17 protein-coding genes are annotated in these 17415 nt (G+C 76.2%); 6 read left to right on the top strand and 11 right to left on the bottom strand.

The genetic code is table 11. The features are described from left to right. Positions 1-85 precede the first annotated feature (85 nt). The 3 genes from SNE206_RS03215 (at position 86) to SNE206_RS03205 (ending at position 3574) form a co-directional block, all read left to right on the top strand. Positions 86-1120, top strand: coding sequence for an ABC transporter ATP-binding protein (locus SNE206_RS03215; protein ID WP_407911777.1), 1035 nt, complete (start codon positions 86-88; stop codon positions 1118-1120). Next, a complete protein-coding gene (locus SNE206_RS03210) occupies positions 1117-2004 on the top strand; it encodes an ABC transporter permease (protein ID WP_407911776.1) in 888 nt (295 codons plus the stop codon). The genes SNE206_RS03215 and SNE206_RS03210 overlap by 4 nt, the downstream gene beginning before the upstream one ends. A 97-nt stretch (positions 2005-2101) precedes the next feature. Continuing rightward, positions 2102-3574, top strand: coding sequence for a phytoene desaturase family protein (locus SNE206_RS03205; protein ID WP_407911775.1), 1473 nt, complete (start codon positions 2102-2104; stop codon positions 3572-3574). 51 nt (positions 3575-3625) lie between these two features. Here SNE206_RS03205 and grpE read toward each other — a convergent pair whose 3' ends face one another. Further along, positions 3626-4072: a nucleotide exchange factor GrpE gene (gene grpE, locus SNE206_RS03200; protein WP_407911774.1), complete on the bottom strand. Its 447-nt coding sequence runs from the start codon at positions 4070-4072 to the stop codon at positions 3626-3628. Positions 4073-4167: 95 nt separating this feature from the next. Between grpE and SNE206_RS03195 the strand changes: the two genes are divergently transcribed. Next, a complete protein-coding gene (locus SNE206_RS03195) occupies positions 4168-4533 on the top strand; it encodes a hypothetical protein (RefSeq protein WP_407911773.1) in 366 nt (121 codons plus the stop codon). Between the two features lie 103 nt (positions 4534-4636). Here the strand turns inward: SNE206_RS03195 and SNE206_RS03190 are convergent, their stop codons facing one another. Together SNE206_RS03190 and SNE206_RS03185 are read right to left on the bottom strand one after the other, a co-directional pair. Further along, positions 4637-5983, bottom strand: coding sequence for a serine hydrolase domain-containing protein (locus tag SNE206_RS03190; protein WP_407911772.1), 1347 nt, complete (start codon positions 5981-5983; stop codon positions 4637-4639). 131 nt (positions 5984-6114) lie between these two features. Next, complete coding sequence (locus SNE206_RS03185; RefSeq protein ID WP_407911771.1) at positions 6115-6597, bottom strand: MarR family winged helix-turn-helix transcriptional regulator; 483 nt, start codon at positions 6595-6597, stop codon at positions 6115-6117. A 112-nt stretch (positions 6598-6709) separates the two neighbouring features. On the opposite strand from SNE206_RS03185, the gene SNE206_RS03180 reads away from it, so the two are divergent. Continuing rightward, positions 6710-7087, top strand: a complete 378-nt coding sequence (locus tag SNE206_RS03180) for an HGxxPAAW family protein (protein WP_407911770.1) — start codon at positions 6710-6712, stop codon at positions 7085-7087. A gap of 56 nt (positions 7088-7143) precedes the next feature. On the opposite strand, the gene SNE206_RS03175 is transcribed toward SNE206_RS03180, so the two are convergent. The 8 genes from SNE206_RS03175 to SNE206_RS03140 form a co-directional block, all read right to left on the bottom strand. Further along, positions 7144-8112: a PfkB family carbohydrate kinase gene (locus SNE206_RS03175; protein WP_407911978.1), complete on the bottom strand. Its 969-nt coding sequence runs from the start codon at positions 8110-8112 to the stop codon at positions 7144-7146. Between the two features lie 138 nt (positions 8113-8250). Continuing rightward, positions 8251-9345 carry an LLM class flavin-dependent oxidoreductase gene (locus tag SNE206_RS03170; RefSeq protein WP_407911769.1) on the bottom strand — a complete coding sequence of 365 codons (1095 nt, stop codon included), beginning with the start codon at positions 9343-9345 and terminating at the stop codon, positions 8251-8253. An 85-nt stretch (positions 9346-9430) separates the two neighbouring features. Further along, positions 9431-10456, bottom strand: coding sequence for an LLM class F420-dependent oxidoreductase (locus SNE206_RS03165; protein WP_407911768.1), 1026 nt, complete (start codon positions 10454-10456; stop codon positions 9431-9433). A gap of 72 nt (positions 10457-10528) precedes the next feature. Beyond that, positions 10529-12157 (bottom strand): ABC transporter substrate-binding protein, encoded by a 1629-nt coding sequence (locus SNE206_RS03160; RefSeq protein WP_407911767.1) that lies wholly within the window; start codon positions 12155-12157, stop codon positions 10529-10531. A 59-nt stretch (positions 12158-12216) separates the two neighbouring features. Then, on the bottom strand, positions 12217-13047 hold the full coding sequence (locus tag SNE206_RS03155; RefSeq protein ID WP_407911766.1) for an ABC transporter ATP-binding protein: 831 nt from the start codon (positions 13045-13047) through the stop codon (positions 12217-12219). Next, positions 13044-13823, bottom strand: a complete 780-nt coding sequence (locus SNE206_RS03150) for an ABC transporter ATP-binding protein (RefSeq protein WP_407911765.1) — start codon at positions 13821-13823, stop codon at positions 13044-13046. Before SNE206_RS03150 ends, SNE206_RS03155 begins: the two co-directional genes overlap by 4 nt. After that, positions 13820-14662 (bottom strand): ABC transporter permease, encoded by an 843-nt coding sequence (locus SNE206_RS03145; protein WP_407911764.1) that lies wholly within the window; start codon positions 14660-14662, stop codon positions 13820-13822. Before SNE206_RS03145 ends, SNE206_RS03150 begins: the two co-directional genes overlap by 4 nt. Continuing rightward, positions 14659-15609: an ABC transporter permease gene (locus SNE206_RS03140; protein WP_407911763.1), complete on the bottom strand. Its 951-nt coding sequence runs from the start codon at positions 15607-15609 to the stop codon at positions 14659-14661. The genes SNE206_RS03145 and SNE206_RS03140 overlap by 4 nt, the downstream gene beginning before the upstream one ends. Before the next feature lie 772 nt (positions 15610-16381). Between SNE206_RS03140 and SNE206_RS03135 the strand changes: the two genes are divergently transcribed. Continuing rightward, positions 16382-17296, top strand: coding sequence for a LuxR C-terminal-related transcriptional regulator (locus SNE206_RS03135; RefSeq protein ID WP_407911762.1), 915 nt, complete (start codon positions 16382-16384; stop codon positions 17294-17296). The last annotated feature ends 119 nt before the right edge of the window (positions 17297-17415 follow it).

Below are 17415 nucleotides of genomic sequence, written 5' to 3'. Positions count from 1 at the left end.
TGCTGGCATGACATTTTAAATACCTCCTGACCTGCACTTTCTCCCTCTCTTGCATTCAAAGAGCGGCACCCTCACGCTGTATTCCATGACATCCACCATCAGCTCCAACATTCCGGGGAAACCGGCCGTGGAAGTGCGGGACCTCTGCCGCAGCTACGGCAACTACGAGGCGGTGCGCGGTGTGTCCTTCACCGTCGCCCGCGGCGAGCTCTTCGCCCTGCTGGGCACCAACGGCGCCGGCAAGACCACGACGCTGGAGGTGCTGGAGGGCTACAGCCGGCCGAGTTCCGGCACCGTGCGGGTGTTCGGCCTGGATCCGTACGCGCAGGGCCGCGAGGTGCGGCGGCGCACGGGCGTGATGCTCCAGGAGGGCGGATTCTTCAAGGAGCTGACCGTGCGGGAGACGGTCGACTCCTGGCGGACGTTCATCGGCGGGGCCCGGCCGGCCGGGGAGGTGCTGGAGCAGGTCGGCCTGACGGGCCGGTCCGGCACCCGGGTCGGGCAGCTGTCCGGCGGTGAACGGCGCCGTCTCGACCTCGCCCTGGCGGTGCTCAACGGCCCGGACCTGCTCTTCCTCGACGAGCCCACCACGGGCATGGACCCGGAGGCGCGGCGGACGACCTGGCGTCTCGTCAGGGAGCTCCAGGCGGCCGGGACGACCGTCCTGCTGACGACCCACTACCTGGACGAGGCACAGCAGTTGGCCGACCGGGTGGCCATCATGGACCAGGGCCGGATCGCCGCCGTGGGCACCGTGGACGAGGTGCTCTCCGGCCACGGCACCCGGATCACCTTCCCGCTGCCCGAGGGCGTCCGCGCCGACGAACTTCCCACCGTGACGGGCGAGTCGGTGACCCTGACGGGCACCACCGCGGTCTACACGGTGGCGCGTACGGCGCCGGCGCTGGCCGCGCTGCACGCCTGGGCGGCGGACCGGGCGGTGGAGCTGGACGGCATCGAGGTGCGCTCCGCCTCCCTGGAGGACGTCTTCCTGGAGCTGGCGGCGCGCGGCGGCGCCGGCCCGCAGCAGAAGGCGCCGCAGCAGAGGGCATCGGCGCAGGAAGCACCGGCGCAGGGAGCGTCGGAGCAGGCGGCACACGAAAGGGCGGTCGCACGATGAGCGGCATCACGGGTACCGGCGCGGGCACCGCCCGCCCGACGGGCACCGCGCGGGACGCGCACGGCGGCGCCCCGATCGGCTGGTCGCACTACGCGCGCGGTCAGTTCCTGCTGTCCTGGCGGGTGTTCTGGCGCAACCGGCGGTCGACCTTCATCGGTTTCCTCCTCCCCGTGCTGCTCAACCTGGTGGTGGCTGCACCGTTGCGGGGGAAGGAGATCGCGGGGGTGGACGCGGCCGGCTACACGACGGTCGGGTTCATCGGCCTGGCGCTGGTGACCTCGTTCATCAACCTGCTGAACGGCGTCGTGGCGCGCCGGGACGACCTGGTGCTGAAGCGCCTGCGCGGCACCGAGGTGCCGCCGACGGCGATCTTCGCGGGTCAGATCGGTGCGAGCGGTGCGGTGGTGCTGCTGCAGGTGCTGGTGCTGGGCGGGGTGTCGGTGCTGTGGTTCGGCACCCGGCTGCCGGCGGATCCGCTGCTGTTCCTGCTGGTGCTGGTGGGCGGGTACCTGCTCTTCGCGGTGCTGGCGGTCGCGATGTCCGGGCTGACGCCGAGTGCGGAGGCGGCGCCGATGGTGGCGACGCCGGTGCTGCTGCTGTGCATGTTCGGCAGCGGTGTCGTGGCGCCGCTCGCCTCGCTGCCGGAGTGGCTGCGCGGGCCTGCGCACGTGCTGCCGCTGGCCCCGGTCGTCGAGGGACTGCGGACGGCGTGGTTCGGCCGGGAGTTCGGTTCGGAGACCTGGGGCGGGGTGGCGCCCGCCGAGCTCGACCTGCTGCACGGGTGGCTGCACGCCGCCCCCTCGCTGCTGATGATCGCCGCGTGGGTGGCGGCCGCCGCGGTGCTGGGCCGGCGGCTGTTCCGCTGGGAGCCCCGCCACGGGTGAGCGCCGCCGGGGCCTGCACGGGGCGGTCCTGACGGTGTGGCAGAGTGCGATCGGGGGCCGGGGCGCACCGGTCGCACGACGAGGAGCGAGGTGGGCCGTGGCGGGGCAGACGTCGGGCGGCCGGGTGGACGCGGTGGTGGTCGGCTCCGGACCGAACGGTCTCGCCGCCGCGCTGCTGCTGGCCGCCGCCGGGCTGGAGGTCGTCGTGCACGAGGCGGCGGGGACGGTCGGCGGTGGCACCCGCACCGCCGAGCTGACGCTGCCCGGCTTCCGGCACGACGTCTGCTCGGTGGCGCACCCGATGGCCCTGGCCTCGCCGTTCTTCCGGGCGTTCGGGCTGGCCGGGCGGGTGGAACTGCTGCAGCCGGAGGCGCCGTACGCGCAGCCGCTGGACGGCGCCCCGGCGGGCGTCGCCTACCGCGACCTCGACCGCACCGCGGAGCGGCTCGGCGCGGACGGCCGTGCGTGGCGTTCGCTGTTCGGCCCGCTCGTGGAGCACTGGCAGGGCCTGGTGGACGCCGCCCTGTCGGACCAGCGGTCGCTGCCGGCCGACCCCCTCACGGCGGTCCGGCTGGGCCTGCGGATCGCGGAGTTCGGCACACCTGCCTGGTCGGCGCGGTTCCGCGGCCCCGCGGCGCGGGCGATGCTGGCGGGTGTCGCGGCGCACGCGGTCGCGCCGCCGCGCGCGCTCGCCCCGGCGGGGGCGGCGCTGCTGCTGGCCTCGCTCGCCCACGCCGTCGGCTGGCCGGTGCCCCGCGGGGGCAGCCAGGCGATCGCGGACGCGATGGCGGCCGAACTCGTGGCGCGCGGCGGCCGGATCGTCACCGGGCACCGGGTCGGATCGCTGGCCGAGCTGCCGCCCGCCCGGGCGGTGCTGCTCGACCTGACCCCGGCCGGCCTGCTCCGGGTGGCCGGCCGTTCCCTGCCGGACGGCTACGCGCGCCGTCTGCGGTCGTTCCGGTACGGCTCCGGGGCGTGCAAGGTCGACTTCGCGCTCGCCGGGCCCGTGCCGTGGGCCGATCCGGCGCTGGCGCAGGTCGGCACCCTGCATCTCGCGGGCACCCGGGAGCAGACGGTGGCCGCCGAGCGGGAGGTGGCGGCGGGCCGGCATGCGGACCGTCCGTACGTGCTGGCCGTGCAGCCGGGCGTGGTCGATCCGACCCGGGCGCCGGAGGGGCGGCACACGCTGTACAGCTACGCGCACGTGCCGCACGGTTCGACGGTCGACGCGGGGGACGCCGTGGAGCGGCAGATCGAGCGTTTCGCCCCGGGCTTCCGCGATCTGGTCCTGGCCCGGGCGGTGACCACGGCCGCCGACCAGCAGGTGTACAACGCCAACTACGTGGGGGGCGACATCGGCGGGGGCGCGATGTCGCTCCGGCAGACGGTGTTCCGCCCGCTGCCCGCCGCCGACCCGTACGCGACCCCGCTGGCCGGCGTGTACCTGTGCTCCTCGTCGACCCCGCCCGGTCCGGGGGTGCACGGCATGTCCGGCCTGCACGCCGCCCGCCGGGCACTGCGGCAGCGTTTCGGCATCACCGGCGACCCGCTGGCGCTGCTGCGCACCTGACGCACCATCAGGAACGGCGCGGGGAACGACGCGCCCCGGCCCCCGGCCGGCTCACTTCGCCGCGGACGGCTCCGCGACCACCACCTCGGCCGGGCGCAGCAGGTGGCCGCCGACGCGGTAGCCGGCGCGGACGATCTCGATGCAGACCGGGCCGGTGACCACCATCGAGCGAGTGTACGCCACGGCGAGGTGCAGCACGGGGTCGAAGGCCTCGCCGGGTTCGCCGAAGGACTCCAGGCCGAGCGAGGCGAGTTCCTCCTCCAGGAGGTCGGCGACGGCGGCGAAGCCGTCGACGACCTCGCCGGAGGCGCGGGCGCGGTCGAGGGCGTCCAGGACGGGGAGGAGCCGGGTGAGGACGTTGACGACGGCGATCTCGCGGACGGCGAGGCGGTCGCGGTGGACGCGGCGGCGGTAGTTGTCGTACTCGGCCTTGATCCGGCGCAGGTCGGCTCCGGGCCCGTCGGACGGGCCTTCTCCGTCGCCGGCCGAGTGCGCCATGGGCCGATCTCCTCCGGACGGTGACCGCAGCCCCTGAAACCGGGATAATTCGGGTGAGAGGGCTTGTCAAGGGCCGAGGCAGGGAGGTAGGCGCGATGATCACCGAACTGGCCGTGGAGCGGGTCGAGTTCACCTGTGGACAGTGCTGGCACCACTGGAGCGTCGATTTCGAGGTGCAGCACTACCAGGACGACGACGGCACCGACTGGGAGTACTTCTCCCACGACGGCATCGGCGCGACGTCTCCCTACACCCCGGACGGCGGGGCGCCGTGCCCCGAGTGCGGGCGGCACTGGGTGGGGCACCTGGTGGCCCGGCGGCTGGTGCCGGTCGCCCCGGGCCCGGCCGGGGAGCCGCGGCACCGGGTCGAGGACCGCGCGACCCACCGTCCGGAACGCCGGACGGTGCCGCCGCTGCCGAGTTCGAGGCGGTTGCAGGGGAATCCCGCCGAACGGCCCTGACCTGCGACGGAACGCTGCGGGGGAACACTGCGACGGAACACTGCGCCGCACGCCCGGCGGGGCGGCCGGCCGCATGCCGGTCCCGCGCACGCCGGTCCCGGTGTCAGGCCGGACGGAACTCGCACGGCTGGCCGATGAAGTTGCCGAGCCGGCCCTCCCGGTCGCCGTCCTTGTAGGCGCAGGCGGTGCCGGTGAGCCGTCCCTCGTGCAGGGTCAGCGCCAGCAGCAGGGAGGGGCTGCTGATCCGGGCGTCCGCGGTGGGGAGCTGGAGCGGCAGGGCCGCCCGGAGGTCGCGGGTCGCGGAGGCCGCCGCGGGGGCGGTGGCTTCCGGGCCGCCGGGGCCGTCCAGCCGGAGGGTGATCCGGCCGCCGGGCAGCACGTGCAGGCGGGCGGGCACGTCGCGTTCGGGGGCGGCGACGCGCCCGGTCCAGGTGCCTTCGGGGATCCGGTGCGGGCGGGGCGGGTCGGCGGCGTACGGCTGGATCAGTTCCGGCCGGTGGCCGGGGACGAGCGCGGGGAGCAGGTGTCCGAGGACGGCGTCGCGGGCGCCCTTGTCGGTGCTGTTGGTCAGCACGGCCACCGACAGGTCGCGGGCGGGCACGGAGACCAGCATCGCCGCGGCGCCGGGGCCACCGCCGCCGTGGCTGTGCACGACCGGGCCGGGGGCGGTGGAGACGACCCAGCCGAGCCCGTAGCCGACGTGGCCGGTGATCGGGGGCGCGTCGGCCACGGCCGCGGCGGTGTCCGGCGCGAGCAGCCGCCGGCAGGTCTGCGCGAAGAGGGCGAGTTCGCCGGCGGGCGCCCAGCCGAGGGTGGCGCCGGGGTGGCTGCAGTCGAGGGTGTCGGGGTAGCGGCGGCCGTCCGCGGTGTGCCGTACGGCGGCGGGCGCCGGGCCGGGGTACGTCCGGCCGAGGTGGCTGCCGGTGAGGCCGAGCGGGGCGAGGACCCGCTCCCGGACGAAGGCCGCCGCCGGCCGTCCGGTGCGCAGCTCCAGCAGCCGTCCGAGCACCCGGTAGCCGAGGTTGGCGTACTCGAAGCCGGAGCCGGGCGGGCGGTGCAGCACGGTGTAGCGGTCCGCGTCGGGCAGCGGGGCGCCGTCGCCGTAGTCCCAGTCGTAGTACGCGCCGAGGCCGCCGCGGTGCTGCAGCAGCTGCCGCGGGGTCGGCGCGGGGCCGCCGCCGAAGTCCCCGAGGGTGCGGGGCACGGGGGTGTCGAGGTCGAGCAGGCCGTCGTCGGCGGCAGCGCAGACGGCGGTGGCGGTCATCGGCTTGGTGACGGAGGCGAGCGGGTACGCGGTGCCGGGGGTGGCCGGGCGTCCGGTGGCGGGGTCGGCCGTGCCGTACGCGCGGGCGAGGACGACCCTGCCGCGTTCGGCCACGGCCACGGAGACGGACGGGCAGCCGTGCTCGGCCAGGGCGCGGGTGCAGACCTCGTCGAGCCCCTGCACCATGCCGTCCCGCCCCTCCCCGACCGCCCTGCCGGGCCCCAGCCTACGAGGCGTCCCGTAGCTGCCGGTCGTCACCGGGTGGCGGCGCGGAGGGCCCGGCCCGGCAGGTCCGGCGGCCCCGGCCCGGCGCACGGTCAGCCGTCGCTGCGGATCTCGTCGAGCGACTCCTGCATGAGGGCCCGCGCCCGGCCGAACCAGTCGGCGAGGACGGCGACCTCGTCCGGGCCGTAGTCGGCGACGAGGCCGCCGAGGCGCGCGTAGAACGGGCCGTAGACCTGGAGGATGCGCTGCTGCGCGGTGGGCTCCATCACCACCCGGACGCGGCGGCGGTCGGCCGGGTCGGACTGCCGCCGGGCGTAGCCGGCGCGCTCCAGGCGGTTGAGCACGCCGGTGACGGCGCCGGTCGTGAGGTGGGCGCGTTCGGCGAGGTCGCCGGCGGCGAGCGACTGTCCGGCCGTCTCGGCCTCCATGAGGAAGCCGATGCAGGTCAGGTCGGTGACGTTGAGCCCCAGCCGCGCCGCGATGTCCTGCTGGCCGAACTGCGCGAGCGCGATCAGCCGGTCCATCGCGTACAGCGCCTGCTCGGGGGTTGCCGTCGGGCGGGGCTTGCCCTCCACGGCGCATCTCCTTAGCATCTAAGTTACTTAGTACGTGAGATAAACCTCTCGCCGCGGCACCCGTACGGGCCTGCACGGACCGCAGCGGCACCATCACACCAAACGAGGACACATGAGCGCACACGGCGACCACGACATGGGGCACACCGTGGCGGGCTGGACGGGATCCCTGCTCGCCGTCACCGGCACGGCGGTGGCCGGTGCGGCCTTCGCGGCCGGCTCCGCCGCCTGGCTCCTCCTGGGCCTGGCGGCCCTCCCCGCCGCAGCCCTCGCGAGCTGGCTGCTGCACCTCGCCGGGTGGGGCAAGCCCACCGGCCCCCGGCCGGCCGGGGGCCGCCACTGGCGCCACCGGGACGCCGCCGCCCGGCACGGCCACCCCTACTGCCTCGGCTGCCGCCTCGCCGGGCGCCGCCCCCGCCCGCAGGCGGCACCCGAGCCGCGGACGGCGACGGCCCGCCGCCGCATCGCGGGGCGGGCCGTACGGGGCTGAGGGGCTGAGGGGCCGAGGAGCTGCCGACCGGGCAGGGCAGGGCCGACCGGCCTGCGTCAGCGCCCCGCGGGCAGCGCCTCCGGTGTCCGCACGGACGCCAGGTGCGGGCCGACGAGACCGGCGGTGTCGGGGCCGTAGGCGTCGGCGAGGCGGCGCAGGAAGTCCGCCGGGTCGAGGACGTACTCCTGCGTGCCGACGGCCTCCAGGGCGAGGGTGGCGAGGAGGCAGCCGACCCGGGCGGCGACGAGCGTGGGCAGGTGCCAGACCGTCGCGGCCAGGTAGCCGGCGCGGAAGGCGTCGCCGACCCCGGTCGGGTCGGCCTTCAGCCGCTCCGGCGGCGGGGAGGTGCGGACGTCCGGTTCGCCCCGGCGCTCGATGCGCACGCCGTCGGCCCCCAGGGTCGTCACCCAGCTGCCGACCTGCCGCAGCACCTCGTCCGCCGCGAGGCCGGTCTTCTGCAGGAGCAGCTCGCGCTCGTACGCGTTGGTGAACAGCACCTCCGCGCCCCGGACGAGGTCGAGGGCCTCCGCGCCGGTGAGGCGGGCGAGCTGCTGCGAGGGGTCGGCGGCGAACGGGATGCCCGCGGCCCGGCACTCCTCGGTGCGCACCCGCATCGCCTCCGGGTCGTCGGGGCCGACCAGGACGATCCGGGCGGGCCCGGTGCGGGCCAGGACGTCCGCGAGGCGGATGGTCGCCGCCCGGGTCATGGCGCCGGGGTAGAACGAGGCGATCTGGTTCTGGTCCCGGTCGGTCGTGCAGAGGAACCGCGCGGTCAGCAGGTCGGGCACGGTCAGCACGCCGGCGGTGTCGACCCCGCCGTCCCGCAGCAGGGCGTCGTAGGCGGCGTGGTCGGATCCGGCGGCGCCGACGAGCACCGGGGCCAGGCCGAGGCGGCCCAGGCCGAGCGCGATGTTGGCGCCGACCCCGCCCCGGCGGATCTCCAGGCCGTCGACGAGGAACGACAGCGAGACCCGGTCGAGCTCGTCGGGGAGCAGTTGTTCGGCGATCGCACCGGGAAAGGTCATCAGGTGGTCGGTGGCGATCGACCCGCTGACGACGATGCGCCCGTCCGGGTCGTGCAGCGGGGCGGGGCGGCGGGCGTCCGGTGTGGGCGTGGGTGTGGGCATGGGTGCTCCTGGTTCGGCGGCGTGGACGGGCCGGGGCTACCAGCCGCGGCGGACGGCGGGGATGCGTGCGCCGTGGCGGAGCCGGGCGACGAGCTCCCGGCGCAGTGCGCGGTCGTGCTCGGTCTCCGCCGGCAGGTCGAGCTGCACGATGTCGACGCCGGCGGAGCGGAGCAGGCCGATCCGCGCGGCGACCGTCTCCGGCGAGCCCGTGTAGGCGGCGGCGAGCGAGCGGCGGACGTACGCGGCGACCTGGGCGGTGCCGGCCTGCGGGTCGGAGCGGCCGCGTTCGCGGTCGCGGTCGAGGGCCACGCCCTCCGTCCAGCGGGCGGCGTCCGGGCCGGAGGTGAGCCGCAGGGCGTCGCGGCGGAGCCGTCCGACGCGGTCGCGGGCGGCGGTGTCGGTGTCGTCGAGGACGACGGTGACGTGCCGCCAGATCCGCAGGGTGCGGCCGTGCGCGGCGGCGGCGGCCCTGACCTCGGCGATGCGGCGGCGGGTGTCGGGCAGCGGCAGGGGGGACACGGCGTACACCTCGGCCCAGCGGGCGGCGAGCTCGACGCCCTGCGGGGAGGAGCCGCCGAAGGAGAGGAGTTCGCCGCCGGGTGCCGGGCGGAGGCCCGGCCGGGCGTCGCGGAGGGTGTAGAACTCGCCGTCGAAGTCGATGCCTTGGGGGGTCGTCAGGTAGCGGTGCAGGAGTTCGAGGTACTCGCCGGCCCGCCGGTAGCGGCCGGCCTTGTCGAGCAGGTCGCCGTCGCGGGCGACGTCGAGGTCGCTGGAGCCGACGATGACGTGGGCGGAGGCCCGGCCGCCGGAGAGCCTGTCGAGGGTGGCGAGGGAGCGGGCGGCGGCGGTGGGCGCGGTGGTGCCGGCACGGTGGGCGACGGAGACCCGCAGCCGTTCGGTGGCGGCCAGCGCCCAGCCGGCCACCAGCCAGGGGTCGGGCCAGGAGCTGGACTGCACGACGAGGGCGCTGTCGAAGCCGTCCTCCTCGTTCTCCCGCGCGGTGCGGGCCACGTGGCCGGGGTCGGCGGTGCGGTCGCGCGGGTCGGGTGCGTACCGCAGGGCCTGCCGTTCCTGCGGGGTGCGTCCGGGGAGGGGGGCGGCGCGGACGCCGCCGCGGATCTCCAGGTCCATGGGTGTGCCTCCGCACGTCGTGGGGGCCGCCGGCCGGGGTGTGCCCGGCCGGCGGCGAGGGGTGGCCGCCGGGCGCCGGACGGGGTCAGCCGGCGGCGGGGCCCAGCCGGGCGAGGGTGTCGAGCAGCCTGGCCCGGCTGACGAAGACCTCCGGCGGCAGCGACACGTACAGCTGGATCGTGGTGACGCCGGGCCGGTGGTACTGCAGGATGCGCTCGCGGCACTCCTCCGGGGAGCCGCTGATGAACAGCCCGTCGACGACCTCGTCGGGCAGGGCCTTCTGGGCGCCCTCCGGGTCGCCGGACGCCCAGAGCCGGTGCGTCTCGGCGAGCAGTTCGCCGTGGCCGAGCCACTCGTGGAACTTCCGGTAGGGCTCGCGGTTGAGGATCCAGGCGAGGAACGGCCGGGAGGCGCGGTGCGCGTAGTCGGTGTCCTCGGTCGGGCAGACGAAGACCTTGACGACGAGTTCCTTGCCGGGCGGCTGCGGGCCGACGGCGTCCAGGATCTTCGGGACGTCGTGCGGGAACAGCAGGTTGGTGATCGCGCCGTCCCCTTCGGTGAAGCCGAGCCGCAGCATGCCGGGCCGCAGCGCGCCGAGGATCACCTTGACGGGGTCGGCGGGCGGGTGCGGGAGCCGGTAGCCGGTGATGGAGAAGGTGTCGAAGTCACCGGCGATGTGCTCGCCGCGCAGCGCACGGGTGACGAACCGCAGGACGTCCCGGGTGCGCTTGAACGGCTCGTCGAACGGGATGCCGTTGATGTCGGTGACGTGCGCCGGCACCGAGGCGCCGATGCCCAGCAGCAGCCGCCCGGGCGCGAGTTGGGCGAGGGTGGCGGCGGTCTGGGCGAGCACCGCCGGGCCGCGGGTGTGCACCGGCACGATGCCGGTGCCGATCCGCAGCGACGGCGACCAGGCGGCGGTGGCGGCGAGCGGGGTGAAGGCGTCCGTGCCGCCGCCCTCCGCGCTCCAGACGTCGGTGTAGCCGAGGTCGGGGAGCCGCTCGACGAGGAAGCGGTGCCGGTCGATGGTGAGTCCCGGCAGCGGGAGGGTGATGCCCCACTTCGGCGGTGCGGCCTCGGTGCGGCTGTGGGGTGCGTACGGGGCGGTCACGGGTCGGCCGTCCTTCCTGGGTGCTTCGGGGTGCGTACGGGCCTGGGCCCGGCGGGAACTGCCGTCCGGGGCCTAGGCCTTGACGCTGACCGTCGTCAGGTCGAGGAACCACGACTGCGGCTGGACGAGACCCTGCACCTTGGGCGAGAGGGCCCGCGGGTTGCGGTCGTTGACGACGAACAGCCAGGGGGCGTCCTGGGTGACGAGGCCGAGCGCCTTGCGGTAGTCGCCCTGGCGCTTGTCGCGGTCGGGAGAGGCTGCGGCGGCCTGCAGCAGCGTGTCGACCTGCGGGTTGGCGTAGTGCCCGGTCCAGAAGGGGCTCTTGGAACCGATGAAGAGCGGCAGCAGCGCCTCCGACTGGAAGAGCGTGGTGGACTGCGCGATGGCGTCCGAGCCGAGCGCCACCTGGCCCTTGGCCTCGGCGCCGATCAGCGTCGACCAGTCGGTGGTGCGGAGCTCCACCTTGATGCCGACGGCCGCGAGGTCACGCTGGAGCGCCTCGGCGATCGGCACCGGCAGCAGGTTGCCGGAGCCGCCGGTGGGCACCGTCACCGAGGTCGAGAAGCCGCCCGCGACGCCGGCCTCGGCGAGCAGCTGCTTGGCCTTGGCGGGGTCGTAGGAGTAGGTGTCGCCCGCCGGGTCGTACGCGCCGGTGGCGCGGGGCGCCGCCTGGTAGGCCGGGTCGGCGGTGCCGTGCAGCAGCTTCTCGGCGATGGCCTTGCGGTCGATCGCGTAGTTGGCGGCGCGGCGCACCCGGGGGTCGCTCCACGGCGCCTTGGTGGTGTCGAGGATCCAGTACCAGAGGTGGTCGTAGCTGTTGGTGGCGATCTGCACCCCGTCGGTCTTGAGGCTGTCGATGTCGTCGGGGTTGGGGTACTCGATCCAGTTGGCGCCGCCGGAGCGCAGGGCCGCGGTGCGGGCGGCGGCGTCCGGCAGCGACTTGACGATCAGCTTGTCGAGCTTGGGGGCACCCCGCCAGTACGTCTTGTTGGCGACGAGCTCGATCTGCTGCCCCTCGGTCTGCGAGGAGAAGGCGAACGGGCCGGTGCCGACGGGGTGCTGGGAGAAGTTCGCCGAGCCGGTCTTCTTCACCGCCGTGGGGCTGGCGATGAGCACGTGCGCCAGGTCCTCGGGGAAGTGGCCGTTGGGGTCCTTGGTGACGAGCTCGATGTGCTCGGCGTCGGTCTTGCGGTACGAGGTGATGCCGCCGGCGTACTCCTTGGCGGCGGCGCCGAGCGCGTCGGTGTACTCGGGGCTCTTCTTGTTCAGGTAGCGGTCGAGGTTGAAGACGACGGCGTCGGCGTCGAAGGGCGTGCCGTCCTGGAAGGTGACGCCCTTGCGGAGGGTGAACGTCCAGGTCTTCGCGTCGGCGGCGACCTGCCAGGACTCGGCGAGGGCGCCGGTGACCGCCGGCGGCTTGTCGGTGTCCTTGAGCAGCTCGTAGCGGGTGAGGCCCTCGTAGATCTGGAAGCTGACTAGCCGCTTGCCCTCGAACCCGGCGCCGCCGATGACGGTGTCGGGGTTGGGCAGCTTGCCGGTGGCGCCGACGACCAGGGTGCCGCCGTGGCTGCCGCCGGCCGCGTCGCCCGCGCCGGTGGCCGTGCCGTCGGAGGCGCAGCCGGTGGCCGCGAGCAGCAGGGCTGCGGCGGCGGGCAGCGCGGCGGTTCTGGAGCGGACGGCGCGGAGCGGGCGGTGCGTCATGGTGATTCCTCGTTCGGTTTCGTGGTGCGGGTGTGTCGGGTGAGGGTGGTGCCGGTGTGTCAGGTGAGGGCGGTGCCGGTGTGTTCGGTGAGGGTGGTGCGCCCGGTCGCGGCGTCGAGCAGCGCCCGGGTGTAGGGGTGGGCGGGGGCGTCCCAGAGGTCGGCCGCGGGGCCTTCCTCCAGCACCCGCCCGCGCCGCAGCACGAGCACCCGGTGGGCCAGGTGCCGCACGACGGCGAGGTCGTGGGAGATGAACAGGTAGGCGAGGCCCTGGCTCTCCTGGAGCTCGGTGAGCAGGTCGAGCAGCCGGGCCTGGACGCTGCGGTCGAGCGCGGAGGTCGGCTCGTCGCAGACCACCAGGTCGGGGCGGGTGGCCAGGGCCCTGGCCACGGCGACCCGCTGGAGCTGGCCGCCGGAGAGCTCGCGCGGGTAGCGGCGGGCGAGCGCCGGGTCGAGGCCGACCTGCCGCAGGAGCCGGGCGACGCCCTCGGCGCGCTCGCCCCGCGGGGTGCCGTGCAGGCGCAGTGCGGACGCCACGGCCTCGCCCGCCCGCAGGGCGGGGTTGAGCGAGCCGCGCGGGTGCTGCGGCACGAACTGCAGCCGGGCGCGGACGGCACGGTCCCGCCGGCCGCGCAGCCGGTACGGGTCGTGGCCGGCGAAGCGCACGGTGCCGCCGTCGGGGGCGAGGAGGCCGAGGGCGAGCCGGGCGAGGGTCGACTTGCCGGAGCCGGACTCGCCGACGAGGCCGACGGTCTCGCCGGGGGCCACGGTGAGGCTGACGCCGTCGAGGGCCGTCTCGGAGCCGTACCGCTTCGTCGCCTTGTCGACACTGAGCAGCGGGGTGCCGTCGGCGGGGCGGGGCAGCGGGCCGCCGCCGGGGTGGTCGGTCATCGGCGGGCTCCCGGTTCGGCGGCGACCAGGGCCGCGGTGAAGGCGTGCCCCGGGCCGTCCAGCACCCGGTCGGTGGGCCCGTGCTCGACGATCCGGCCGTCGCGCATCACCGCCACCTCGCCGCCCGTCCGGCGGGCCGCCGCGAGGTCGTGCGTGACGAGCAGCACGGCGATCCCGCAGTCGGCCCGCAGGGTCGCGAAGAGGTCGAGGATGCGGCCGCGGACGAGGGCGTCCAGTGCGGTGGTGGGCTCGTCGGCGATGAGCAGCTCGGGCCCGCAGGAGACCGCGACGGCGATCGCCGCCCGCTGCCGCAGGCCGCCGGAGAGTTCGTGCGGGTAGGCCCGGGCCACCCGTTCCGGGTCGGGCACGCCCGCGGTCGCGAGGAGGCGCACGGCGTCCGCGCGGGCGGCCCGGCGGGTGCCGGCCACCCCGTGGCGGCGCAGCACCTCGGCGATCTGCGGGCCGATCCGCCGCAGCGGGTCGAGCGCGGCGGACGGGTCCTGCGGGACGTAGCCGATGCGGCGGCCCCGCACCCGCGAGAGCGCGCGTTCGTCGAGGGCGAGCAGGTCGGTGCCGCCCAGCCGGACCCGGCCGGTGACGGTCGCGCCGCGCCCGGGCAGGCCCAGGACGCTCCGGGCGACGGTCGTCTTGCCGCTGCCCGACTCGCCGAGCAGCACCAGCGCACCGCCCGCCTCCAGGGCCAGCGAGACGCCGTCCACCGCGCGGACGCCGCCGCCGTGGGTGACCGTGAGGCCGTCGATCTCCAGCAGGCTCATCGGGTGCCCTCCGGGAGCAGGGCGCCGCTGTCGCCGATCCGGCTGCGGAGCGACTCGCCGAGGGTGTTGAAGACGACCGAGACGGCGAGGATCGCCAGCCCCGGCAGCACCGCCACCCACGGGTGGGTGAACAGGCTCGGCCGCAGCTCGTCGAGCATCGCGCCCCACTCGGCGGCCGGCGGCGCCACGCCCAGGCCCAGGAACGACAGCCCGGCGGCGTACACCACGGCCAGGCCGACCAGCGACGACGCGTACACCAGGACCACCGGCGCCACCACCGGCACCACCTGACGGAGCACCAGGTCGAGCCGGCCCGCGCCGCTGACCCGGGCGGCCTCCAGGTACTCCGCGGTGCGGATGCGCTGCACCTCCGTGAACGCGACCCGGGCGACGGCGGGCGTCAGCACCACGGACAGCGCCAGCACCGTGGCCCCGAGGCCGGGCGGGAGCAGGGTCGCCACCGCGATCGCCAGGAGCACGCCGGGGAAGGCGTACAGCACGTCGAGGGAGCGCAGCAGGGCGTGCTCGGTGACCCGGCCGCCGAGCCCCGCGACGATGCCGAGCAGGGTGCCGGCGGCGGTGGCGACCGCGACCGGCACCAGGCCGCCGGTGAGCGAGGTGCGGGCGCCCCACACCAGACGGCTGAGCAGGTCGCGGCCCTGCCCGTCGGTGCCGAGCAGGTGCCCGGGGCTGCCCGGGTCGAGCAGCCGGTCCTGCAGGTGCCCGGCCGCCGGGTCGTACGGCGCCACGAGCGGCGCGGCGACCGCGACCACGAGGAGCAGCACGGCGAGGGCGGCCGGCACCGTGACGCCCGCGTGGCGCAGCGCGGCCCGGCTCACCGCCGGCTCCTGGTGCGCGGGTCGAGCGCCGCGTGGGCGGTGTCGACGAGGATGTTGACGCCGACGAACGCGGTGGCCACCACCAGCACCCCGCCCTGGATCAGCGGCAGGTCGCGGGCGGCGAGCGCGTCGTACAGCAGCCGGCCCAGGCCGGGCCAGGCGAAGAGCGTCTCGACGAAGACCACCCCTTCGAGCAGGTAGGCGAGCTGCAGGCCGCCGATGGTCAGCAGGGCGGGCAGCGCGTTGTGCACGCAGTGCCGCAGCACGGCGCCCCGGCCCAGGCCGCGCGCCCGCAGGCCGTCGGCGAGGTCGCCGGCGAGCACGGTGCCGAGCGCGGCCCGGAACACCCGGGCGGTGAGGCCGAGCGGCACCAGCGCGGCGGCGACGGCGGGCAGCACGAGGTGCCGGGCGAGGTCGGCGGGGCCGCCGTCGCCGAAGACGTCGTGCGTGCCGCCCGCCGGGAGCCAGCGCAGCTCCACCGACAGCACCGCGATCAGGAGCAGCGCGACGGAGTACTGCGGCGCGGAGACGGCGAGCGTGGAGAGCGCGCCGGAGGCCCGTCCCAGCGGGCCTCGCGGCCGCAGCGCACCCGCCCCGCCGAGCAGCACGCCGCCCACGACCACGAGCAGGAAGGCGGCGGCGGTCAGGGTGAGGGTCTGGCCGAGCGCGGGCAGCAGCAGGTCGGCGACCGGCCGCTGGCCGGAGATCGAGGTGCCGAGGTCGCCGGCGAACGCGTGGCGCAGCCAGACGGCGTAGCGGACGGGCAGCGGGCTGTTCAGGCCGAGGCGGTCGGCGAGTTCCGTACGGGCCTCCGGCGGGGCGCCGGGGCCGAGGAAGGCGGCCAGCGGGTCGCCGGGCACGAGGGCGACGGTCGCGAACACCACCACGGTCACGCCGAGCAGGGTCGGCACGGCGAGCAGCAGCCGGCGCAGCAGGAACCGGCTCACCCGTCGGCCCTCCGGCGCGGGGGGCCGGGCGGGCCGGCGGCGGGCCGGACGGCGGGGGCGGGCATGTGCGGGGTGTCCTTCCAGGGGTGGTGCGGGTGCGGGTACGGGCTCGGCGGTGACGGTGGCGGGTGCGGGTGCGGGTGCGGGCGGCACCGCCCGGCGGAGGACGGTGACGGAGCGCGGCGGCGGAGGGCGGGGCCGCTGCCCGGGCGGCCGGGGCGCGGCGGGTCGGGTCCGGTCCGGCGGCCGGGTGGTCCGGGCGGCGGACGCGGCGGACGGAAACCGCCACCTGAGGAAGAGTGCGCAGGTCGGCGCCGGACAGCCAGTCAGGTATTCATGCTGATAGTCCTGGTCATAGGAGTGGAGGGCCGGTCTGTCCCGGGATCGGCGGGACCGGGCGTGTGCGTCCGGGGTGCCGCGAGGCCGGTGCTGTCCTTGACCTGCTCCGACGGCCGGACCTAACCTGCTCATATGGCATATCGGCGGACCGACTTCACCCTGGTCGGGATCGGCGGCTCCTGGCACCGCAGGTGCTTCGACGAGCTGTGTCGACCGCGCGCCGTGCGCTGACCGTCCGGCCCTCTCCACCGCCGGGTCAGCGCCCTCCTCAACTCCGGTACTCCGCCCGCCCGTCCGTGCCCCCTCCAGCGGGGCCGAACGCCGCAGGGCCTCTGCCGCCGCGCCGTCCGACCGGCCCGGCCCGCCATCTCCGAGGGGACCGCACCGCGATGCCGCACCACACCGACACGCCCTCCGTACCGGGGGGTCCGCGATGGGAGCACTGACCCAGACCGCCGCATCCGCGGGCCCGCGCACCTGCCGGCACCCGCTCCGGCGCAGCCCGCGCAACCCCCTCGGCGCCGTCCCGGGCTCCGCCGCCCCGGTGGAGGCGCTGCACGCCGAGATCGACAACCCGCTCGACCTCCTCGCCGGCCACCACCTGCTCGCCGAGCCCGCACCGGCCGGGCCGTCCCTCGCCGTGACCTCCGACTGCGCGTGCGGCCACCCGATGTGCGCGGGTGAGAGCCACCGCACCACCGTGCGGGTGTTCCTGGTGGAGCGGCACCCGGTGGCGAGCGCCGGTCTGCGCTCCGTCCTGGCCACCGTGCCGGGGCTCGCCGTGGTGGGCTCCGCCACCGACCCGCTGCGCGCCCTGCCCGCCGTACGGCGGGTGCGGCCGCACGTGGTGCTGCTCGGACGCGGCGACAGCCTCGGCGACGACCTCGCCGCCGTGGTCGCCCTGCGCGGGCCCGACGCCGCACCCGACGCCCGGGTGCTGCTGCTGCGCCGTGCCGAGTCGACGGCCGAGGCGAGCCGCATCCTGCTGGCCGGCGCCAGCGGCTGCTTCCCGCTCGACCTCGCCGAGGAGCGGATCATCGGCGCCGTCCAGCTCGCCGCGGCCGGTGCGTCGGTGTTCCTGCCGGCACCGCCCCCGGCCCGCTCCCACACGGCGGCCCACCCGGGGCACGCGGCCGAGCCGCCGCCGCAGCAGGTCGGCCTCACCGCGCGGGAGCGCGACGTGCTGGCGAAGCTCGCGCTCGGGCTGAGCAACGCCGAGATCGGGCGCGCACTCTCCCTGGCGGAGGCCACGGTGAAGAAGCACCTCACCCAGGCGATGCGCAAGACCGGGCAGTCGGACCGGCTGCGCGCCGCCCTCTACGCGAACCGGCACGGTCTGGCGGGCTGACCGGCACGACGCCGCCCGTCCGGAGGGCGGGCCCCGACCGACCCGGGGCCCGCCCTCCGGCGTGTCCGGACGGCCGCGGGCCGGCGGGCAGGGGCGACCTTCGGCGTAGACGGGGGCGC

This window comes from Kitasatospora sp. NE20-6 (assembly GCF_045862635.1).
This window is presented reverse-complemented; position numbering and strand designations above follow the sequence as displayed.